Raw genomic sequence first — 18,351 nt, 5'->3', positions numbered from 1 at the left:
AGCACGTTCCGCGACGCCCTGATTCCCGTCCGCGACCGGTATCACCCGATCGGGGGGATTCGTCACCGCACGAATTGGGCAAACCAGCCTGCCCCTGGGGCGGCGTCAGCGCACCGACTCCCACCAGCGCCCGTCCAGCCGCCCCTCGGCCACGATCACCGCCGGCCCGGTCATCTCCACCCGGCCGTCCGGGTGCTCGGTGATGACCAGTCGGCCGCCCAGCACGTCCACCGTGTACGAGACCGCCTCGCCGGTGACCGCCGGGTCGGCGCCGTCCCGGCGGATGGCCGCCACCGCCACCGCGCAGGCGCCGGTGCCGCAGGAGCGGGTCTCGCCCGAGCCGCGCTCGTGCACCCGCATCGCGACGTGCCGCGGCCCGCGGTCCACCACGAACTCGACGTTGACGCCCTCCGGGTAGGCGCCCGCGGGGCTGGTGAGCGGCGCGGTGAACAGGTCGCCGGCGTGGTCCAGGCTCTCCACGAAGGCCACCGCGTGCGGGTTGCCCATGTTGACGTTCAGGGCCGGCCAGCGCCGCTCGCCGACCGCGACCTCGATGCCGTCCGGCCCGGGCAGCCGGGCCCGGCCCATGTCGATGGTGACGTCGCCGGGCGTGCCGTCCGCGGCGGCCTCGGCGACCTTGGCGGTGAGCACCCCGGAGCGGGTGGCGACGGCCAGCTCGCCGGGCTCGGACAGGCCGGCCTCGACCAGGAAGCGGGCGAAGACCCGCAGGCCGTTGCCGCACATCTCGGCGATGCTGCCGTCCGAGTTGCGGTAGTCCATGAACCACTCGGCCCGGTCGGCCATCCCCGCGGCGGCCGGGTCGGCGGCGGCGCGCACCACGCGCAGCAGCCCGTCCCCGCCGATGCCGGCCCGCCGGTCGCACAGCGCGGCGACGGTCTCGGGACCGATCTCCAGCGAACCGTCCGGGTCCGGGACGATGACGAAGTCGTTCTGGGTGCCGTGCCCCTTGAAGAAGGGGATGCCGCCCTGCTGGGGAGAGGATGCGCTCACCCCTCCGATGGTACTGAGCGGTCGGCCGCCCGCTCAGCGCAGGTACGCGACCCGCCAGACCGCGAGCGCGCAGGCGGCCAGCGCGATCAGGGTGTAGACCACGATCGCCTTCCAGCCGGCCCGCTGCCCGGAGCCCCGGCGCGGCAGCCCCGGCCACTTGTAGCCGGCGTGCCGGGCGGCCATCGCGCCCCAGCCGACCGAGGCGGCGGTGAACAGCAGTCCGAGCATCCCGACCATGGTGGCGCGCGCCCCGGCCGAGCCGAAGGCGAGCGGGAAGGCGAACATCAGCGAGCCGAGGGTGCCCAGCAGGGCGATCGGCAGCGTCTGCCACCAGCGCAGCCGGCGCAGCGGACGGATCTCCCGTTCGTGCACCGCACCGCCGGGCGGGGTGCGGGTGTCCAGGGCGGGCACCGCGACCGCGTAGGAGGTCGGTGCCTCCAGACCGGTCAGCACGGGCAGGTCACCCATCGTCGACTCGTCGAACGCCTCGGCCGGTGCGGTGACGCTCCCGCTCTGGCCGGACTCGGGGCCGGTACCCGTCGACACACGGCCTCCCCTGACAGTTCGACACGAGCGGACTCGCGGCCGGGCACGGTCGGCCCGTTGGCCGACCCCTACGGCATCGATGATGGCATGTCCAGAGAGGCGTTCCGGGCCTGACCGGGGTCGACGGGTGATCCGTGGCCATCACGTGATCGGGCCGTGACCGCCGGTTCGTCCTGCACGGCCACCTGCGCGCGCAGGTGCACCGCCGGATTGGCCGGAAACCCGTCCTACGCGGCCGGAACTCCCTGACGCCCGATCAGTTCGAGGGACCGGTCCAGCAGCTCGACGGGGTCGGTGCCGGCCGGCCGGGAGAGCCAGTTGATCCGGTCGTCGCGGCGGAACCAGGACTCCTGGCGACGGGCGAAGCGCTTGGTGGCCCGGACGGTTTCGGCCCGGGCCTCGTCCTCGGTGCACTCTCCGGCGAAGTGGTCGAGCACCTGCTGGTAGCCGAGCGCCCGGGAGGCGGTCCGCCCCTCCCGCAGCCCGGCCTTCTCCAGCTCCCGCACCTCGTCCAGCAGCCCGGCCTCCCACATCCGGTCGACCCGCAGCGCGATCCGCTCGTCCAGCTCGGGGCGCGGCACGGCGACGCCGATCTGCACCGCCTCGTAGACGGCGGTGTTGCTCGGCAGGTTGGCGGTGAACGGCTGCCCGGTGATCTCGATGACCTCCAGGGCGCGGACGATCCGCCGCCCGTTGCTGGTGAGGATCGCCTCGGCGGCCGCCGGGTCGAACTCGGCGAGCCGCCGGTGCAGCGCGTACGGGCCGTCCTGCTCCAGTTCGGCCTCCAGCCGGGCCCGCACCGCCGGGTCGGTGCCCGGGAACTCCATCTCGTCGATCGCCGCCCGGACGTACAGTCCGGAGCCGCCGACCAGGACGGGCGTGCGGCCGGCGACGAGCAGCCGGTCGATCTCGGCCCGGGCCAGCCGCTGGTACTCGGCGACGCTGGCGGCCTCGGTGACGTCCCAGACGTCCAGCAGGTGGTGCGGCACTCCCCCGCGCTCGGCCGTGGTGAGCTTGGCGGTGCCGATGTCCATGCCCCGGTACAGCTGCATCGAGTCGGTGTTGATCACCTCGCCGTCGAGACTGCGGGCGATGGCGACGGCCAGGTCGGACTTGCCGGCGGCGGTCGCGCCGACGATCGAGATGACACGCGGGGTACGGGAGCTGCTCACCGCTCCAGTCTCGCAAAACCCCCGGGCCACCGGAGACCGGGCTGTCGCGCGGGCCGCGGCCGCGCGACGATATGAGTGTTTCCCGGACTTTTCCGGCCGTTTCCCCGGTTGGGACCGGTTTGCGAACGCTTTGCCGGGCACGGTCGTTGTGCAGGAAACAGCGGATGAAGGAGATCGCCATGGGTCTGATGGACAACCTCAAGGGCAAGGCCGAGGAGCTCAAGGACAAGGCCAGCGAGTTCGCGGGCAAGCACAGCGACCAGATCGAGAAGGCCGTGGACAAGGCCGGCGGCGCGATCGACAAGGCGACCAAGGGCAAGTACAGCGACAAGATCGAGCACGGCGCCGGCAAGGCCAAGGACGCGGTCGGCGACTTCGCCCACAAGCCGAAGCACGGTGACGAGGGGCAGCCCCCGCAGTCCTGACCCGCTAGGACCAGGACGCCACGAAGTACCCGACCCCGTACGGCGCGTCCTGGTAGCCCAGCCTCCCGGTGAGGCCCGCGCCCTCCGCGGCGCCGGCCAGCACCTGCCACGGTGCCCGGCCGTCGACCTTGAGCTCGGCGGCCAGGCCCGGGTCCAGTGCGGCCAGGGCCGGCAGGTCGGCCGTGCCCAGGGCGGCGGCCAGGTCGGTGTCGAAGCCCTCGGCCCGCTCGTCCAGGTAGCCGGGCGCCTTCACCGAGCGGCAGGCGCTGCCGTCACCGAGCACCAGCAGGGCGACCCGGTCCGCGAGGCCGGCCAGGCCCTGGCCGAGGCCGAGCATCCGGTCGGCGGGGGCGTCGGCGGGCACCGCGCAGGCATGCGTCGGCAGGGTCACCCCGGCGCGCTCCAGCAGCCAGGCGCCGACAGTCAGCGAGGGGGCCAGCTCCGGCCCCTCGACCCGGTCTCCGGGCAGCTTGGCGACCAGCGGCACCCCGTAACGGTGGAAGGAGCCGGCGCCGCCCTCGGTCCACACCTCGGCCTCCGGCCCGGTGCCGACCACCACGACCAGCTGCGGTCCGGCCGCGACCAGTGCTGCCAGCGCCTCGTCGCAAGCGGCGCGCAGCACGTCCAGCTCGGCGGCCGCCCCGGCGGCGACCTCCGGGACGAGCAGGGGCGGACAGGGGCACACGGCGGCGGCAACCAGCATGCGGATCACTTTAGGGCCTGTCGCCCGGATCCCGTTCTGCGTGCTCCGGGCGGCAGGCCCGCACCGACGACGACGGCGGCCCGGTGGGAGTCGGAACTCCCGCCGGGCCGCCGTCACGAGCAGGGGGTCAGTCGCCGCAGCAGGCCCCGCCGGCCGGCGCGGCGAGCGGCAGCTCGGCCGGGGCGCCGATCTTCGGCAGGCCGAGCATCACGCCGGCCGGCTTGGCCGCGGGCGCGGCCTGGCGCTTCTCCCAGGCGTCGCCGGCCCGGGTGCGGCGCACCGCGAGCGCCGGGCCCTCGGCGAGCAGGTGGTGCGGGGCGGCGTAGGTGATCTCGACGGTCACCATGTCGCCGGGGCGCACAGGCTCGGCGGGCCGGCTGAAGTGCACCAGCCGGTTGTCGGGGGCGCGGCCGGAGAGCCGGTCGGTCTTGTCGTCCTTCTTGCCCTCGCCCTCGGCGACCAGGATCTCCAGGGTGCGGCCGACCTGCTTCTTGTTCTCCTCCCAGGAGATCTCCTCCTGGAGGGCGATCAGCCGGTCGTAGCGGGCCTGCACGACGGCCTTCGGCACCTGGTCCTCCATCTCGGCGGCCGGGGTGCCGGGGCGCTTGGAGTACTGGAAGGTGAAGGCGTTGGTGAAGCGGGCCTCGCGGACGACGTGCATCGTCTCCTCGAAGTCCTCCTCGGTCTCGCCGGGGAAGCCCACGATGATGTCGGTGGAGATGGCCGCGTCCGGCATCGCCTCGCGGACCTTCCGGATGATCCCGAGGAAACGCTCCTGCCGGTAGGAGCGGCGCATCGCCTTGAGGACACGGTCCGAGCCGGACTGCAGCGGCATGTGCAGCTGGTGCATCACGTTCGGGGTCTCGGCCATCGCGGCGATCACGTCGTCGGTGAAGTCGCGCGGGTGCGGCGAGGTGAAGCGGACCCGCTCCAGGCCCTCGATCTGGCCGGCGGCGCGCAGCAGCTTGGAGAAGGCCTCGCGGTCGCCCAGGTCGGAGCCGTAGGCGTTGACGTTCTGGCCGAGCAGGGTCACCTCGATGACGCCCTCGTCCACCAGTGCCTCGATCTCGGCGAGGACATCGCCGGGGCGGCGGTCCTCCTCCTTGCCGCGCAGGGCGGGGACGATGCAGAAGGTGCAGGTGTTGTTGCAGCCGACCGAGATGGCGACCCAGGCGGCGTAGGCGGACTCGCGGCGGGTCGGCAGGGTGGAGGGGAAGGTCTCCAGCGACTCCAGGATCTCGACCTGGGCCTTGCGCTCGACCGCGGCCCGCTCCAGCAGCGCCGGCAGGTGGCCGATGTTGTGGGTGCCGAAGACCACGTCGACCCAGGGGGCGCGCTTGACGATGGTCTCGCGGTCCTTCTGGGCCAGGCAGCCGCCGACGGCGATCTGCATGCCCTTGTGGCGGGTCTTGACCGGCGCGAGCTGTCCGAGGTTGCCGTACAGCTTGTTGTCGGCGTTCTCGCGCACCGCGCAGGTGTTGAACACGACCAGGTCCGGGTCGCCCTCGGGCCCGGCCTTGACGTACCCCGCGTCCTCCAGCAGGCCGGACAGCCGCTCGGAGTCGTGGACGTTCATCTGACAGCCGTGCGTGACGACCTTGTAGCTCTTCAATCCGCTCTCACCGCTCACCAGACCAGGGTACGGGCAGCGGCGAAGCGCTTTTCCCGGAGCTTCCACCACCCGTTCACTCCCGTTCGGCCGGAGCGCCTGGCAGTATCCCTGCATGGCCCCCACCAATCCGTCCCGTCTCGGCGCCGCCGTCCGCACCGCGGCGCGCAGCCCGTTGTGGCGGACGGTGCTGGTGGTGGTACTGCTGGTGGCCGGGTTCGGCGGCTGGTGGCTGTCGGCCGGCCGCTCCCCCGGGTACCCGCGCGGCGAGGTCCGCTTCGCCACCGGGGTGCAGCGCGGCGTCTACGACCGGTACGGGCAGCTGCTCCAGGCCCACGTCTCCCGGGCGATGCCGGGCGTGCGGCTGGGCCTGGACAACTCCGAGGGCTCGATAGACAACCTCACCCGGGTGATCACCGGCCGGGACACCTTCGCGATAGCCACCGCCGACGCGGTCGCCGACTACCAGGGCCCCGGCAAGGAGAAGCTGCGGGCGATCGCCCGGCTGTACGACGACTACCTGCAGCTGGTCGTCCCGGCCTCCTCCCCGGTGCACCGCACCGCCGACCTCAAGGGCCTGCGGGTCGGCGTCGGGCTGCCGCAGTCCGGGGTGAACCTGGTGACCAAGCGGCTGCTGGCCGCCGCCGGGCTGGACCCGGACCGCGACATAGTCCCGGTGCCGAAGGGGGTCGGCGAGGCCGCCGACGACCTGCGCGCGGGCCGGCTGGACGCCTTCTTCTGGTCCGGCGGCCTGCCCACCAGCGCGCTCACCGACCTCTCGGAACACGTCCGGATCCGGGTCGTGCCGCTGAGCGACCTCTCCGAGGCCCTGCACAAGGCCGAGGGCGGCGGCACCGACGCCTACCGGGCGGCCACCATGCCCAAGGGCACCTACCCGAACGCCGATCCCACGGACGCGGTCGCCACGGTGGCCGTGCCCAACCTGCTGATCACCCGGGACGACGCGGACCCGGGCCTGGTCGAGGGCATGACCCGCGCGGTGATCGACAGCCGGGACCAGATCGGCGCCCAGGTGCACGCGGCCCAGCTGGTCGACCTGCGCACCGCCGTCTACACCGACCCGCTCCCGCTGCACACCGGCGCGGCGCGCTACTACCGCTCGGTGAAGCCGTAGGGCGTGGCCGGCGGGCCACCGCCCCGCCGGGTGAGCCGCACCAGGTCCGCAACCGCGCCCGGTGAGCCGCGGGCGCCCGCGCCCCGCCCGGCGGCCGTCACTTCTCCGGCCGCGGCACCGCCAGCGTCACCGCGAGCCCGGTCGGCTTGACCGGCGCGAAGCCGAGCGATCCGCCGCCGGCCGCCAGCAGGGTGCGCGCGATGGACAACCCGAGCCCCGAGCCGTCCACGTTCTGGTGCCGCGGGCTGCGCCAGAACCGGTCCCCGGCCCGGGACAGCTCGTCCTCGGTGAGGCCGGGCCCGGCGTCGATGACGGTCACCGCGACCTCGTCCCGGCGCACCGCGACCCTCACCCGCACCTCGCTGCCGGCCGGGCTGAACTTGAGCGCGTTGTCCACCACGGCGTCCAGGGCCGAGCCGAAGCCGATCGGATCGGCCATCCCGATCGCCAGCGCCGGACCGTCCCAGCGCAGCCCGATCCCGCGCTGCTCGGCCACCGGCCGCCAGGCGTCCACCCGGGCCAGGGTGAGTTCGGCGAGGTCGGTGCGCTCCGGTTCGGGGCGGGCGTGCTCGGCGGTGGCCAGCCCGAGCAGGTCGTCCAGCACCCGGGCCAGCCGGGCGCCCTCCTCCCGGACGCCGCTGAGCTCCTCCTCGTGGCCCTCGGGCAGTTCCAGGCCGAGCAGCTCGACCCGCAGCAGCAGCGCCGACAGCGGGTTGCGCAGCTGGTGCGAGGCATCGGCGACGAAGGCCTTCTGCTGGTCCATGGCGAGCACCACGTGGTCCGCCATCTCGTTGAACGAGCGGGCCAGCCGCTGGAGTTCGGGCGGTCCGCCGCCGGGGGCGACCCGGGCGGCCATCCGCCCGGTGGCGATGTCGTGGGTGGCCCGGTCCAGGGTGCGCACCGGGCGTAGCACCCACTCGGTGAGCCGGACGGCGAGCAGCACGGCGACGATCATCGCGGCGGCCTCGCCCGCGCCGATCACCAGCCACTTGTGCAGCACCCGGGTGCGCAGCGCCTCGGTCGGGGACTCGCTCAGCACCACCGCGACCACGTCGCCGTCGCGCACCACCGGGGCGGCGACGATGATCGTCCGGTCCGGCGTCCACGGCCAGACCTGCGGCGGGTTGTGGCTGCGCCGCCCGTCCAGCGCCTCCTGGAAGGCCTGGGCGCCCCAGCCGCCGGAGGGCACCCGCCAGTCGTCCGGGGCTGTGGCGATCGGCACGCCGTCGCGCTGGAAGATGCCCAGGCGCACGCCGTACAGGTCGTGGTAGCGGCGGACCTCGGCGTCGATCGCGCGCTGTCGGCTGAGGTCGCCCGGGGCGGGTTCCGGGTCGCCCTTGCGCGCCGAGTCGGCGGCGCCGGAGGTGGGCAGGTCCTGGGCGAGGCGGGCGGCGTCGTCGAGCCGGTCGACGACCACCTTGGTCTGCTCGGCCGCCGCGACCGCCGCCGCGAGCGGCAGCCCCAGGGCGGCCAGGACGCAGAGCATGAGGGCGATCAGGATTCCGAGCAGGCGGGTGCGCACGTACGGTCAGTGCTCCGCGGGGGCGGGCGGGGCCGGTTCGGCCGCGGAAGGTGTCGGACGGTCGGGGATCAGCCGGTAGCCGACCCCGCGCACGGCCTCGACCAGGCCGGGCAGCGCCAGCTTGTTGCGCAGTGAGCCGATGTGCACCTCCAGGGTGCGCCCGTTGCCCTCCCAGCCACTGCGCCAGACCTCGCTGAAGATCTGCTCGCGCCGGTAGACCACGCCCGGGCTCTGGGCGAGCAGTGCGAGCAGGTCGAACTCCTTGCGGGTGAGCGGCACGTCGCGGCCGTCCACGCTGACCCGGCGGCGCTCCCGGTCGATCCGGATGCCGCGGGACTCCAGCGGGCCGCGCTGCTGCGGCACGGTGTCGGGCGCGGGCACCGACACCGCGGCGGGGGCGGCGCCGCGGCGGGCCACGGCGTGGATGCGGGCGAGCAGTTCGCCCATGTCGTACGGCTTGGTGACGTAGTCGTCGGCACCCAGGTTGAGGCCGTGGATCCGGGAGCGGACGTCGGCGCGGGCGGTGACCATGATCACCGGAACGCCGCTGCCGGCCCTGATCCGGCTGCACACCTCGAAGCCGTCGCGGTCGGGCAGCCCGAGGTCGAGCAGCACCACGCGGTACGGCTCGTTGCCGTCCGGCACCAGGGCGTCCAGCGCCTCGTGCCCGCTGCGGGCGTGCCGGACCTGGAAGCCGTGCCGGCCCAGCACCGCGACCAGCGCGGCGGCCACGCGTTCGTCGTCCTCGACGAGCAGAAGTCGCATCCTGTTCTCCTCCTTCCCCCACGTGATCACCGGTGATCACCGGGCCGATCGGACAGGTCCCGGTCCTGCGCAGTATGGGCCAGTGAACGGCCCGGCGCCAGGTTCGACCGCGCACCGGGCTCGTGGGGGACGGGGAGCACCGGAGCGGATTCCCGCTGTGACATGCCCCGTCGGCGCCCGCGCGAACAGCGCGTGGGCGCCGTGTGGCCGTTTCGTGATCCTCAAGTTCCGCTCAGATCGGCTGACGGCGCGCGGTCACGGCTCCTATGGTCGGCCCACCGGGGGCTGCGGCTCCGCCGGCCGCGGCCCCCGGATTTCGTACCACCACTGCCTCCCAAGGGAGTTGAGACTTCTCGGGCAGGCCCTATTCGACGACAGAGGGAGCAGGCGCGATGACCGAGAGCCCGGTCGAGGACTCCACCCCCGCAGCCGCCCCGCTGGTCGTGCTGGGCAACGTCAACAAGCACTACGGCGCGCTGCACGTGCTGCAGGACATCGACCTCAGGATCGCCCAGGGCGAGGTGGTCGTGCTGATCGGCCCGTCCGGCTCGGGCAAGTCGACGCTCTGCCGGACGATCAACCGGCTGGAGACGATCGACTCCGGCACGATCACCATCGACGGCCGGCCGCTGCCCGAGGAGGGCAAGGAGCTGGCCAGGCTGCGCGCCGAGGTCGGCATGGTGTTCCAGAGCTTCAACCTTTTCGCGCACAAGACCGTGCTGGAGAACGTGGTCATCGGCCAGGTGAAGGTGCGCAAGGTGCCCCGCCCGGAGGCCGAGAAGACCGCCCGGGGGCTGCTGGAGCGGGTCGGCGTCGGCGCGCAGGCGGACAAGTTCCCGGCCCAGCTCTCCGGCGGCCAGCAGCAGCGCGTGGCGATCGCCCGGGCGCTGGCGATGAAGCCCAAGGTGATGCTCTTCGACGAGCCCACCTCGGCGCTGGACCCGGAGATGGTCAACGAGGTGCTGGAGGTCATGCGCCAGCTGGCCGCGGACGGCATGACGATGGTCGTGGTCACCCACGAGATGGGCTTCGCCCGCTCCGCCGCCAACCGGGTGCTGTTCATGGCCGACGGGAAGATCGTCGAGCAGAACACCCCGGACGCCTTCTTCACCGCGCCGCGCTCCGACCGCGCCAGGGACTTCCTCTCGAAGATCCTCCACCACTGACGCTTCGAGACCAGCGGGGCCGCCTCCGGCAACGGTGCCGGCCGGCCCTGCCCATGCACGACTTCCAGACGCCAGAGCCCGGTTGACACCGCGGCCCAGCCCCAGGAGAACCCTCATGAGGACGTCCCGCACCCTCGCCGTCGCGCTCTGTGCCGTCGCGCTCACCGCCACCGCCGCCTGCGGCAAGGACGGCACCCCCGGTGCCACCGCCGCGAGCAGCGGCGCCGGTGCCCCGAAGCTGCCGAGCTACACCGTCAAGACCGACGTCAAGGTCGACTCCGCGGTCCTCGCCGAGGCCAGGAAGCGCGGCCAGCTGATCATCGGCGCCAAGGCCGACCAGCCGAACCTCGGCTGGGAGGACGTCGCCAGCGGCGACCGCAGCGGCTTCGACATCGAGATCGCCAAGATGATCGCCGCCGACCTCGGCTTCAGCCCGCAGCAGATCAAGTGGCAGACCCTGGTCTCCTCGCAGCGCGAGCCGGCCATCGCCAAGGGCCAGATCGACCTCTACGTCGGCACCTACAGCATCAACGACGAGCGCAAGAAGAGCGTCTCCTTCGCCGGCCCGTACTACATCGCCGGCCAGGACCTGCTGGTGAAGGCCGACAACACCTCGATCACCGGCCCGGAGAGCACCAGCGGCAAGAACGTCTGCACCGCCACCGGCTCGACCTCGATCAAGAACATCCAGCAGTACAACCCGAAGGTCACGCAGTTCGACACCTACTCGGCCTGCGTCGAGAAGCTGCTGTCCGGCGAGGTCGACGCGGTCACCACGGACGACGCGATCCTCAAGGGCTACGCCTCCAAGTACTCCCCCAAGCTCAAGGTGGTCGGCAAGCCGTTCACCAAGGAGAACTACGGCGTCGGCCTCAACAAGGACGACAAGGCGCTGCGGGACGCCATCAGCGACGCCCTCAAGGCCCACGAGGACAACGGCGACTGGAAGAAGGCCTACGACGCGACCCTGGGCGCCTCCGGCTCCCCGGCGCCGGACGTCCCGGCCCTCGAGCGCTACTGATCCGCCCGCCGTACGTCGATTCCCGACCATGAACTGAGAGGAGGGCCGCCGGATGGGGTTCCTGTTCGAGGACGACAACTTCGCGTTGTTCCGCGACGGCTTCCTACAGACGATCGAGGTGAGCGCGCTCAGCGCTCTGCTCGCCCTGCTGCTGGGCACCCTGCTGGCGGCCTTCCGGGTCTCCCCGGTGCCCGTCCTGCGCGCCTTCGGCACCGCCTGGGTGACGCTCTTCCGCAACACCCCGCTGACCCTGCTGTTCTTCGCCGTCACCTTCGGCCTGCCGCCGCTGGGCGTGCACTTCAGCCACCTGGTGTTCGCGGTGCTGGCGCTCGGCGGGTACACCGCCTCGTTCGTCTGCGAGGTGATCCGCTCCGGCATCAACACCGTGCCGCTCGGCCAGGCGGAGGCCGCCCGCAGCCTCGGCATGACCTTCGGCCAGACCCTCACCCTGGTCGTCCTGCCGCAGGCGGCCCGGACCGTCCTGGGCCCGATGAGCAGCGTGTTCATCGCCCTGCCCAGGAACTCGGCGATCGCCGGCGCGTTCAGCGTCCCCGAGTTGTACAGCGCCCAGCAGACCTTCTCCGAGCGTGGCTACTCGATCTTCGCCATCTTCTTCTGGGTGGCCTGCGCCTACCTGCTGATCAGTGCGACGATCGCCTCGTTCTTCCGCTTCCTGGAATCCCGACTGGCGGTGGCCCGATGAGCATTCTCAACCGTCAGGCTTCGGCGAGTGTCCTCTACGACACCCCCGGCCGGAAGGCCCGCGCCCGGTACCGCGCGTTCGGCGTCCTCTCGGTGCTCGGCATCGCCGGTCTCCTCTGGTACGTCTTCAGCGCACTGAACGACAACGGCCAGTTCGACCCCGACCTCTGGGACGCCTTCCAGTACACCTACGTCCAGCAGCGGATCGTGGACGGCCTGCTGTCCACCCTGGAGGCCTTCGGGCTGGCCGCGCTGTTCTCCCTCGCCCTGGGCGCCCTGCTGGCGGCCGGTCAGCTCTCCGACCACCGGCCGGTCCGCTGGGCCTGCACGGCCTTCACCCAGTTCTTCCGGGCGATGCCGCTGCTGATCCTGATCGTCGGGCTCTACTACGCCTTCTTCGCCCAGCAGCCGATGTGGGCGCTGGTGCTCGGCCTCACCCTCTACAACGGGGCGGTCCAGGCCGAGATCATCCGCAGCGGCGTCAACGCCGTCCCGCGCGGCCAGGGCGAGGCGGCGTACGGGCTCGGCATGCGCAAGACCCAGGTGATGATGTCCATCCTGGTGCCGCAGGCCGTCCGCTCGATGCTGCCCTCGATGATCGGCCAGCTGGTCGTCACCCTCAAGGACACCTCGCTCGGCTTCATCATCACCTACCACGAGCTGCTGTTCGTCGGTAAGGCGATCGCCAGCCAGCCGATCAACGCCGCGGGCTTCCCCTACATCCCCGTGGTGCTCGTGATCGGTCCCGTCTACATCGCGATGTGCCTGCTGTTGACCGCGCTCGCACGCTGGATCGAAGCACGTGGCCGTCGCGGCGCGAACCGGCGCACTTCAGCTGCTGCTTGACGGACACGCAGGTGAACTGTTGCATTGCTGTTCGTGACACCTCCCGGGAGCATCCACGCGGCATATGCGGCAGCCGTAACTGACGCCGGCCGATCGGCCGGTTCGTGCCCGGAGGTTCCCTCATGGACCCGGTGATCGTGGTCGGGGCCGGACCGGTCGGTCTGGCCCTGGCCCTCGCCCTGGCCCGGCACGAGGTGCCGACCATCGTCCTGGACGAGGGCTCCGGGCTCTGTCCCGAGGGCCCGCGCAGCCTCGTCCTCGGCGCCGACACCGCCGCCTTCCTGACCCGGATCGGGTACCCGCGGGCGGTCTCGGACTCCGCGCTGTGGGACTCCTTCGCCGTCTGGCGCCGCCGCCAGGAGGTGCTGCGGATCGACCTCACCGACTCGCCCACCTTCCACCTGCCCCAGCACCGCCTCCAGCGCGGGCTGCGCGACGCCCTGTCCGGCACCCCGCTGATCAAGCTGGTCCCGCTCAACCGGGTCGTCGAGCTCGAACAGGACCGGGACGGCGTCAGCGTCCGTACCGTGGGCACCCAGGACGGCTCCACCACCTGGTGGCGCGGCAGCCACCTGGTCGGCTGCGACGGCGCCAGATCCGCCGTCCGCAAGCTCCTGAAGATCCGTTTCCCCGGCCGCCCGGCGGTCGACCGCAACGCCATCGCCACCGTCCGGGTCGACCTGCCCTTCGACGGCGCCCGGCTGCACCGCGAGCCCCCGTGGCGGGGCGACCGCGAGGCCTCCGCCCGTCCGCTGCCGGACGGCGTCTGGCGGCTCGACTGGCGGCTGCCCCCCGGCCGTCCCGCCGTCACCGAGACGGTCGACCCGCACGCCACCTGGCCCGGCATCGTCACCGGCGACACCCTGCTCACCCGGGTCACCTCCACCCTCGCCGGCTGGTGCGGCGAGCTGCCCCGATTCGAACTGCTGGCCGCCGCCGACCACACGGCCCAGCAGCGGCTCGCCGCCCGCTTCCGGGTCGGCCGCTGCTTCCTCGCCGGCGACGCCGCCCACCTGCACGGCGCGCTCGGCATGCAGAACCTCTCGGACGGGCTGCGCGACGCCGACAACCTCGCCTGGCGGCTCGCCCTCGCCTGGCACCTCCACTCCGGCGGCCCGCAGCCCGGCGGCTCGCTGCTGGACGGCTACGAGGCCGAGCGGCGCGGGGCGGTCGGCGCCCGGCTGCGCGCGGTCGACCAGTCCATGCCGCTGCTGCGCCCACTGCGCGGCTGGCAGCAGACCCGGCGCTCGCTGCTGGTCGGCGGCTTCCGCAAGCACGCCCCGCTGCTCGCCGACGGCCAGCTCGGCACCGGCCGGTTCGGCGGAGCGCCCGCCTACCCGGCGGCGCCCTCCGGCGCCCCGGGCCGGGTCCCGGTGCAGCGCGGCGCGCGCGGCATCACCTCGCTCAGCGAGCTGCTGCCCCCCACCGCCCCCGGCGTGCTCGTCCCGGACCTGCCGGTGCTCGCCGACGACGGCACCCCCGACCACCTGCACGCCCGGCTCGGCGCCACCTTCCTGCTGCTGCTGGTCGCCCCCGGCACCACCGTCTGGTCCTCCGAGCACTGGCTCGGCGCCGGCCTGATGCCCCGCCTCGCGGAGGTCGCCGCCGCGCTGCCCGTCCCCGCCGAGGTCCTGGTCACCGAGGACTACCCGGGCGCCGGCCCGCACACCGTCCTGCTGATCCGCCCGGACGGCCACCTGGTCGGCGCCACCCAGGGCGCCGTCGCCGAGGACCTGCTCGCCCTCGCCGACCGCGCCCGCGGCGGCCCGGCCACGCTCACCCGGGTGCCCGACCCGGCCGAGCAGCCCGCGCCGCAGCAGGTGGACTCCCCGAGCCGGGGCGTCTCCTAGGGCGCCTTAGCCGGCCACGGCCGTGGCCCGGCTCTCACGGACCACCGTCACCCGGATCCGGCCCGGGTAGGTCAACTCGGTGGAGACCTGGCGGGCCACCTCGCGGGCGATCAGCTCCGCGCCGAGGTCGTCCACCGCGTCCGGACGGACCATCACCCGGACCTCGCGGCCGGCCTGCATCGCGTACACCTCGGCCACGCCCTCGTGCGAGCGCGCGATCTCCTCCAGCCGCGCCAGCCGCCGGACGTACAGCTCCAGCGACTCCTTGCGCGCGCCCGGCCGGCCGCCCGAGCAGCCGTCCGCGGCCTGGGTCAGCGCGGCCGTCACGGTGCGGGGCTCGACCTCGTTGTGGTGGGCGGCGATCGCGTGCACCACCTCGGGGGACTCCCCGTACCGCCGGGCGAGCTCCGCGCCGACCGCCGCGTGGCTGCCCTCGGACTCGTGGCTGAGCGCCTTGCCGATGTCGTGCAGCAGCGCCGCGCGCCGCACCGGCTCCGGATCCACCCCGAGCTCGGCGGCCATCATCCCGGCCAGGTGCGCGGACTCCAGCAGGTGCCCGAGCACGTTCTGCCCGTACGAGGACCGGTAGCGCAACGAGCCCAGGGTACGGACGAGTTCGGGGTGCATCCCGCCGACCCGGGCGTCCAGCAGGGCGTCCTCACCGGCCCGGACGCAGCGCTGCCCGACCTCCTCGCGGCTGCGCTCGTGCAGGTGCTCGATCCGGTTCGGGTGGATCCGGCCGTCCTCGACCAGCTGCTCCAGGGTGAGCCGGGCGGTCTCCCGGCGGACCGGGTCGAAGCAGGACAACTGCACCGACTCGGGAGTGTCGTCGACGATCAGGTTCACGCCGGTGACCGCCTCGAAGGCGCGGATGTTGCGGCCCTCGCGGCCGATGATCCGACCCTTGATGTCCTCGTTCGGCAGCCGGAGGACGGTGACGGCGCTCTCCGCGGTCTGCTCCGTCGCCAGCCGCTGGATCGCCCCGGCGATGATGTCCCGGGCCCGGCGCCCGCCCTCCTCCTTGGCCTCGCGCTCGATCTCCCGGACGGTGACCGCGGCCTCCCGCCGGGCCGACTGCTCGGCCTCCCGCAGGATCTCGGCGCGGGCCTGCTCGGCGGAGAGCCCGGCCGCCCGCTCCAGCGCCGCCACCCGGCGGGTGACCAGCGTCTCGGCCTCACTCCGGGAACGTTCCAACTCGGCGGAGCGCTCCGCCAGTTCGTCCTCCCGAAGGCGCAGCCTGCGCAGCTCCCCGGCCAGGTCCTCCTCACGGCGGGCGGTTTCGGCCCGCTGCCGGGCGGTCTGCTCCTCGGCCCACCGGCGGGCCTGCTCGGCCGCGGCCAGCGCGCTGCGCCGGGCCGCCTGGAGCCGCCTGATGATCAGCCCGGCGGCCACCACGAGCACCAGCAGGAGGAGTGCGGCCGATCCGGTGACCGACACCAGTGAGCCGCTCGGACCGGTGCCCGCCGAGATCCCCATTGCCGCCCACTCCCCCGTCGCCGCGCGGGCCGCCGTCCAGAGGCGCCCCGGGCACTGAAGGCGAGGCTAGGTGGGGGTCACGAAACGGTCAAGGGTTGACCTGGCTCACTCCAAGAAGCCTACAAAACTGCCACTACTCCCGACCTGACGGTTCACTCGACTCCTCCTCCAGCGCACTGCGTACCACCCGGAACGCCAGCCCCTCGGAGTAGCCGCGCCGCGCCAGCATCCCGACCAGCCGCCGGGTGCGCACCTGTGTGTCCAGCCCCCGGGTGGACCGCAGCTTGCGCTCGACCAGCGCCCGGGCCGCGTCCGTCTCGTCGTCGTGGTCGAGCTGGGCGACGGCCTGCTCGACCAGGTCGGCGGCGACGCCCTTGGTGCGCAGTTCCTGGGCCAGCGCCCGCCGGGACAGGCCCCGGACGGCGTGCCGGGACTCCACCCAGGCTGCGGCGAAGGCCGCGTCGTCGATCAGCCCGACCTCTTCGAGCCGGGTGAGCACCTCGTCGGCGACCTCGTCCGGGATCTCCCGTTTGCGCAGGGCGTCGGCGAGCTGTTTGCGGGTCTTGGCGGCGCCGGTCAGCAGCCGCAGGCAGACGTCCCGGGCACGGGTCTGCGGATCGGCCGACTCCTCGGCCTGCTTGCGGGAGGTACGGCCGACGCCCTCCTCCCCGGACGGCCCGGCGGCGGAACGGCCCCGACGCGCGCCACGGCGGGAGGCCGAGGCGGCCACACCCCCGTGACCGGCCGCCTCGGTCCCGCCCCGACCGCTCTCCACGGCCGCTGGCGTCGAGGCGCTTCCGGCCGCTTCGAATTCCTCTGCCGCCACGGCCGAGCGCCGCCGACGACGGCCGGTGGGCAGCTCGGAGGCGGAGACCAGGCCGAGCGCCTCGACCGAGGCCTCCGCCGGCTCCGGCCCGGGCGCCGCGCCGCGCACCGGCCGGGCCGGAGCCCGGTCGAACTCCGGCTCGGAGCCGGATGCCCACTGCGTGGTGGACTGACGGCCGCGCCGGGAGCGCGGTCCCCGGGGCTTCGCGGCCACCGGCTCGGGCTCCTCCGCGACCGCGGCGAACCAGTCCGGCGGCCCGTGGTCGTCGTCCTCCGGGCCGCCGCCCACCGTGTCGTACTGCGTCAACGACTCAGGCCTTGGCCGCCGCCGTCTTCTTCGCCGCGGCCGTCTTGGTGGCGGTCGCGGTGATCGGCTTGGCGGCGCCGTCGGCGGCGGCCTCCGCCCCGCCCTCGGCCGGCTCCTCCAGCTTCGGGCCGATGCCGAGCTTGCCCTTGATCTTCCGCTCGATCTCGTCGGCGAGCTGCGGGTTGTCCCGCAGGAAGTTGCGGGCGTTCTCCTTGCCCTGGCCGAGCTGGTCCCCCTCGTAGGTGTACCAAGCGCCCGACTTGCGGATGAAGCCGTGCTCCACGCCCATGTCGATCAGGCCGCCCTCGCGGCTGATGCCCACGCCGTAGAGGATGTCGAACTCGGCCTGCTTGAACGGCGCGGCGACCTTGTTCTTGACCACCTTGACGCGGGTGCGGTTGCCGACCGCCTCGGTGCCGTCCTTCAGGGTCTCGATCCGGCGGATGTCGAGGCGGACCGAGGCGTAGAACTTCAGCGCCCGGCCACCGGTCGTGGTCTCCGGCGAACCGAACATCACGCCGATCTTCTCGCGCAGCTGGTTGATGAAGATCGCGGTGGTGTTCGACTGGTTCAGCGCACCGGCGATCTTGCGCAGCGCCTGGCTCATCAGCCGGGCCTGGAGACCGACGTGCGAGTCGCCCATCTCGCCCTCGATCTCGGCGCGCGGGACGAGCGCCGCGACCGAGTCGATGATCACCAGGTCGATCGCGCCGGAGCGGATCAGCATGTCGGTGATCTCCAGCGCCTGCTCACCGGTGTCCGGCTGGCTGACCAGCAGGGCATCGGTGTCCACGCCGAGCTTCTTGGCGTACTCCGGGTCGAGCGCGTGCTCCGCGTCGACGAACGCGACCGTGCCGCCGGCCTTCTGGGCGTTGGCGGCCAGGTGCAGGGTCAGGGTGGTCTTACCGGAGGACTCGGGGCCGTAGATCTCGATCACCCGGCCGCGCGGGATGCCGCCGACCCCGAGGGCGACGTCCAGGGCGGTGGACCCGGTGGAGATCACCTCGACCGGCTCGTTGGCCTTCTCGCCGAGGCGCATCACCGAGCCCTTGCCGAACTGCCGCTCGATCTGGGCGAGAGCGGTCTCCAGGGCCTTCTCGCGGTCCGTACCTGCCATGGCTTTTTCCCTCGGGTTCTGTGCTGTGCGCTTCATCGTCCTCGACGCTAGCGCGTCCCACTGACAAACGGGCCCGAGCGGGCTCGGCCTGTGGAAAACTCCTCGCCGGAGAGTACAAAGAACATCTGTTCGATTCAAGCGTCGCACGTCCGG

17 protein-coding genes are annotated in these 18,351 nt (G+C 73.1%); 7 read left to right on the top strand and 10 right to left on the bottom strand.

All coding sequences use genetic code 11. From position 1 onward, the window contains the following. Window positions 1-105: 105 nt before the first annotated feature. The 3 genes from dapF to miaA all read right to left on the bottom strand — a co-directional run bounded on the left by dapF (window position 106) and on the right by miaA (window position 2,729). Window positions 106-1,011, bottom strand: coding sequence for a diaminopimelate epimerase (dapF, locus tag ACIRRH_RS32295; RefSeq protein ID WP_403074428.1), 906 nt, complete (start codon window positions 1,009-1,011; stop codon window positions 106-108). 33 nt (window positions 1,012-1,044) lie between these two features. Next, a complete protein-coding gene (locus ACIRRH_RS32290; protein WP_403074427.1) occupies window positions 1,045-1,557 on the bottom strand; it encodes a hypothetical protein in 513 nt (170 codons plus the stop codon). 227 nt (window positions 1,558-1,784) lie between these two features. Continuing rightward, window positions 1,785-2,729, bottom strand: a complete 945-nt coding sequence (miaA, locus tag ACIRRH_RS32285) for a tRNA (adenosine(37)-N6)-dimethylallyltransferase MiaA (RefSeq protein ID WP_403074425.1) — start codon at window positions 2,727-2,729, stop codon at window positions 1,785-1,787. A 164-nt stretch (window positions 2,730-2,893) separates the two neighbouring features. Between miaA and ACIRRH_RS32280 the strand changes: the two genes are divergently transcribed. Then, entirely contained in the window at window positions 2,894-3,154 is a 261-nt protein-coding gene (locus tag ACIRRH_RS32280) for an antitoxin (RefSeq protein ID WP_403074423.1), read from the top strand. 4 nt (window positions 3,155-3,158) lie between these two features. Here the strand turns inward: ACIRRH_RS32280 and ACIRRH_RS32275 are convergent, their stop codons facing one another. Both ACIRRH_RS32275 and miaB read right to left on the bottom strand, forming a co-directional pair. Continuing rightward, a complete protein-coding gene (locus tag ACIRRH_RS32275) occupies window positions 3,159-3,857 on the bottom strand; it encodes a class III extradiol dioxygenase subunit B-like domain-containing protein (protein WP_403074421.1) in 699 nt (232 codons plus the stop codon). Window positions 3,858-3,984: 127 nt separating this feature from the next. Next, entirely contained in the window at window positions 3,985-5,487 is a 1,503-nt protein-coding gene (gene miaB, locus ACIRRH_RS32270) for a tRNA (N6-isopentenyl adenosine(37)-C2)-methylthiotransferase MiaB (protein ID WP_403074419.1), read from the bottom strand. Window positions 5,488-5,581: 94 nt separating this feature from the next. Here miaB and ACIRRH_RS32265 point away from each other — a divergent pair, with 94 nt between their 5' ends. Further along, entirely contained in the window at window positions 5,582-6,601 is a 1,020-nt protein-coding gene (locus tag ACIRRH_RS32265) for a TAXI family TRAP transporter solute-binding subunit (protein WP_403074417.1), read from the top strand. 97 nt (window positions 6,602-6,698) lie between these two features. Here ACIRRH_RS32265 and ACIRRH_RS32260 read toward each other — a convergent pair whose 3' ends face one another. Both ACIRRH_RS32260 and ACIRRH_RS32255 read right to left on the bottom strand, forming a co-directional pair. Then, the gene (locus ACIRRH_RS32260) at window positions 6,699-8,123 is read right to left on the bottom strand and encodes a sensor histidine kinase (RefSeq protein ID WP_403074415.1); all 1,425 of its coding nucleotides are present in this window, start codon (window positions 8,121-8,123) and stop codon (window positions 6,699-6,701) included. A gap of 6 nt (window positions 8,124-8,129) precedes the next feature. Further along, window positions 8,130-8,888, bottom strand: coding sequence for a response regulator transcription factor (locus ACIRRH_RS32255; protein WP_403074413.1), 759 nt, complete (start codon window positions 8,886-8,888; stop codon window positions 8,130-8,132). Between the two features lie 392 nt (window positions 8,889-9,280). Between ACIRRH_RS32255 and ACIRRH_RS32250 the strand changes: the two genes are divergently transcribed. From ACIRRH_RS32250 to ACIRRH_RS32230, 5 genes are all read left to right on the top strand, one after another. Next, window positions 9,281-10,054 carry an amino acid ABC transporter ATP-binding protein gene (locus ACIRRH_RS32250; RefSeq protein WP_403074411.1) on the top strand — a complete coding sequence of 258 codons (774 nt, stop codon included), beginning with the start codon at window positions 9,281-9,283 and terminating at the stop codon, window positions 10,052-10,054. Between the two features lie 115 nt (window positions 10,055-10,169). Next, complete coding sequence (locus ACIRRH_RS32245; RefSeq protein WP_403074409.1) at window positions 10,170-11,075, top strand: glutamate ABC transporter substrate-binding protein; 906 nt, start codon at window positions 10,170-10,172, stop codon at window positions 11,073-11,075. Between the two features lie 52 nt (window positions 11,076-11,127). After that, complete coding sequence (locus ACIRRH_RS32240) at window positions 11,128-11,778, top strand: amino acid ABC transporter permease (RefSeq protein WP_403074408.1); 651 nt, start codon at window positions 11,128-11,130, stop codon at window positions 11,776-11,778. Beyond that, the gene (locus tag ACIRRH_RS32235) at window positions 11,775-12,623 is read left to right on the top strand and encodes an amino acid ABC transporter permease (RefSeq protein WP_403074406.1); all 849 of its coding nucleotides are present in this window, start codon (window positions 11,775-11,777) and stop codon (window positions 12,621-12,623) included. Before ACIRRH_RS32240 ends, ACIRRH_RS32235 begins: the two co-directional genes overlap by 4 nt. 122 nt (window positions 12,624-12,745) lie before the next feature. Further along, window positions 12,746-14,473 carry an FAD-dependent monooxygenase gene (locus ACIRRH_RS32230; protein ID WP_403074404.1) on the top strand — a complete coding sequence of 576 codons (1,728 nt, stop codon included), beginning with the start codon at window positions 12,746-12,748 and terminating at the stop codon, window positions 14,471-14,473. Between the two features lie 6 nt (window positions 14,474-14,479). On the opposite strand, the gene rny is transcribed toward ACIRRH_RS32230, so the two are convergent. From rny to recA, 3 genes are all read right to left on the bottom strand, one after another. After that, window positions 14,480-15,949, bottom strand: coding sequence for a ribonuclease Y (rny, locus tag ACIRRH_RS32225; RefSeq protein ID WP_403074402.1), 1,470 nt, complete (start codon window positions 15,947-15,949; stop codon window positions 14,480-14,482). A gap of 133 nt (window positions 15,950-16,082) precedes the next feature. Beyond that, window positions 16,083-17,081: a recombination regulator RecX gene (gene recX / locus ACIRRH_RS32220; RefSeq protein WP_403074400.1), complete on the bottom strand. Its 999-nt coding sequence runs from the start codon at window positions 17,079-17,081 to the stop codon at window positions 16,083-16,085. 4 nt (window positions 17,082-17,085) lie between these two features. Next, entirely contained in the window at window positions 17,086-18,198 is a 1,113-nt protein-coding gene (recA, locus tag ACIRRH_RS32215; RefSeq protein WP_224284746.1) for a recombinase RecA, read from the bottom strand. Between the last annotated feature and the right edge of the window lie 153 nt (window positions 18,199-18,351).

This window comes from Kitasatospora sp. NPDC101235 (genome assembly GCF_044767505.1).
Classification (GTDB): domain Bacteria; phylum Actinomycetota; class Actinomycetes; order Streptomycetales; family Streptomycetaceae; genus Kitasatospora.
This window is presented reverse-complemented; position numbering and strand designations above follow the sequence as displayed.

Bases quoted from the DNA above. Each gene is read 5' to 3' on its own strand.
- ACIRRH_RS32250 (WP_403074411.1), top strand. From the start codon at position 9,281: ATGACCGAGAGCCCGGTCGAGGACTCCACCCCCGCAGCCGCCCCGCTG.
- ACIRRH_RS32255 (WP_403074413.1), bottom strand. From the start codon at position 8,888: ATGCGACTTCTGCTCGTCGAGGACGACGAACGCGTGGCCGCCGCGCTG.
- ACIRRH_RS32235 (WP_403074406.1), top strand. From the start codon at position 11,775: ATGAGCATTCTCAACCGTCAGGCTTCGGCGAGTGTCCTCTACGACACC.
- ACIRRH_RS32275 (WP_403074421.1), bottom strand. From the start codon at position 3,857: ATGCTGGTTGCCGCCGCCGTGTGCCCCTGTCCGCCCCTGCTCGTCCCG.
- recA (WP_224284746.1), bottom strand. From the start codon at position 18,198: ATGGCAGGTACGGACCGCGAGAAGGCCCTGGAGACCGCTCTCGCCCAG.
- ACIRRH_RS32240 (WP_403074408.1), top strand. From the start codon at position 11,128: ATGGGGTTCCTGTTCGAGGACGACAACTTCGCGTTGTTCCGCGACGGC.
- ACIRRH_RS32280 (WP_403074423.1), top strand. From the start codon at position 2,894: ATGAAGGAGATCGCCATGGGTCTGATGGACAACCTCAAGGGCAAGGCC.
- ACIRRH_RS32245 (WP_403074409.1), top strand. From the start codon at position 10,170: ATGAGGACGTCCCGCACCCTCGCCGTCGCGCTCTGTGCCGTCGCGCTC.
- ACIRRH_RS32230 (WP_403074404.1), top strand. From the start codon at position 12,746: ATGGACCCGGTGATCGTGGTCGGGGCCGGACCGGTCGGTCTGGCCCTG.
- rny (WP_403074402.1), bottom strand. From the start codon at position 15,949: ATGGGGATCTCGGCGGGCACCGGTCCGAGCGGCTCACTGGTGTCGGTC.
- ACIRRH_RS32265 (WP_403074417.1), top strand. From the start codon at position 5,582: ATGGCCCCCACCAATCCGTCCCGTCTCGGCGCCGCCGTCCGCACCGCG.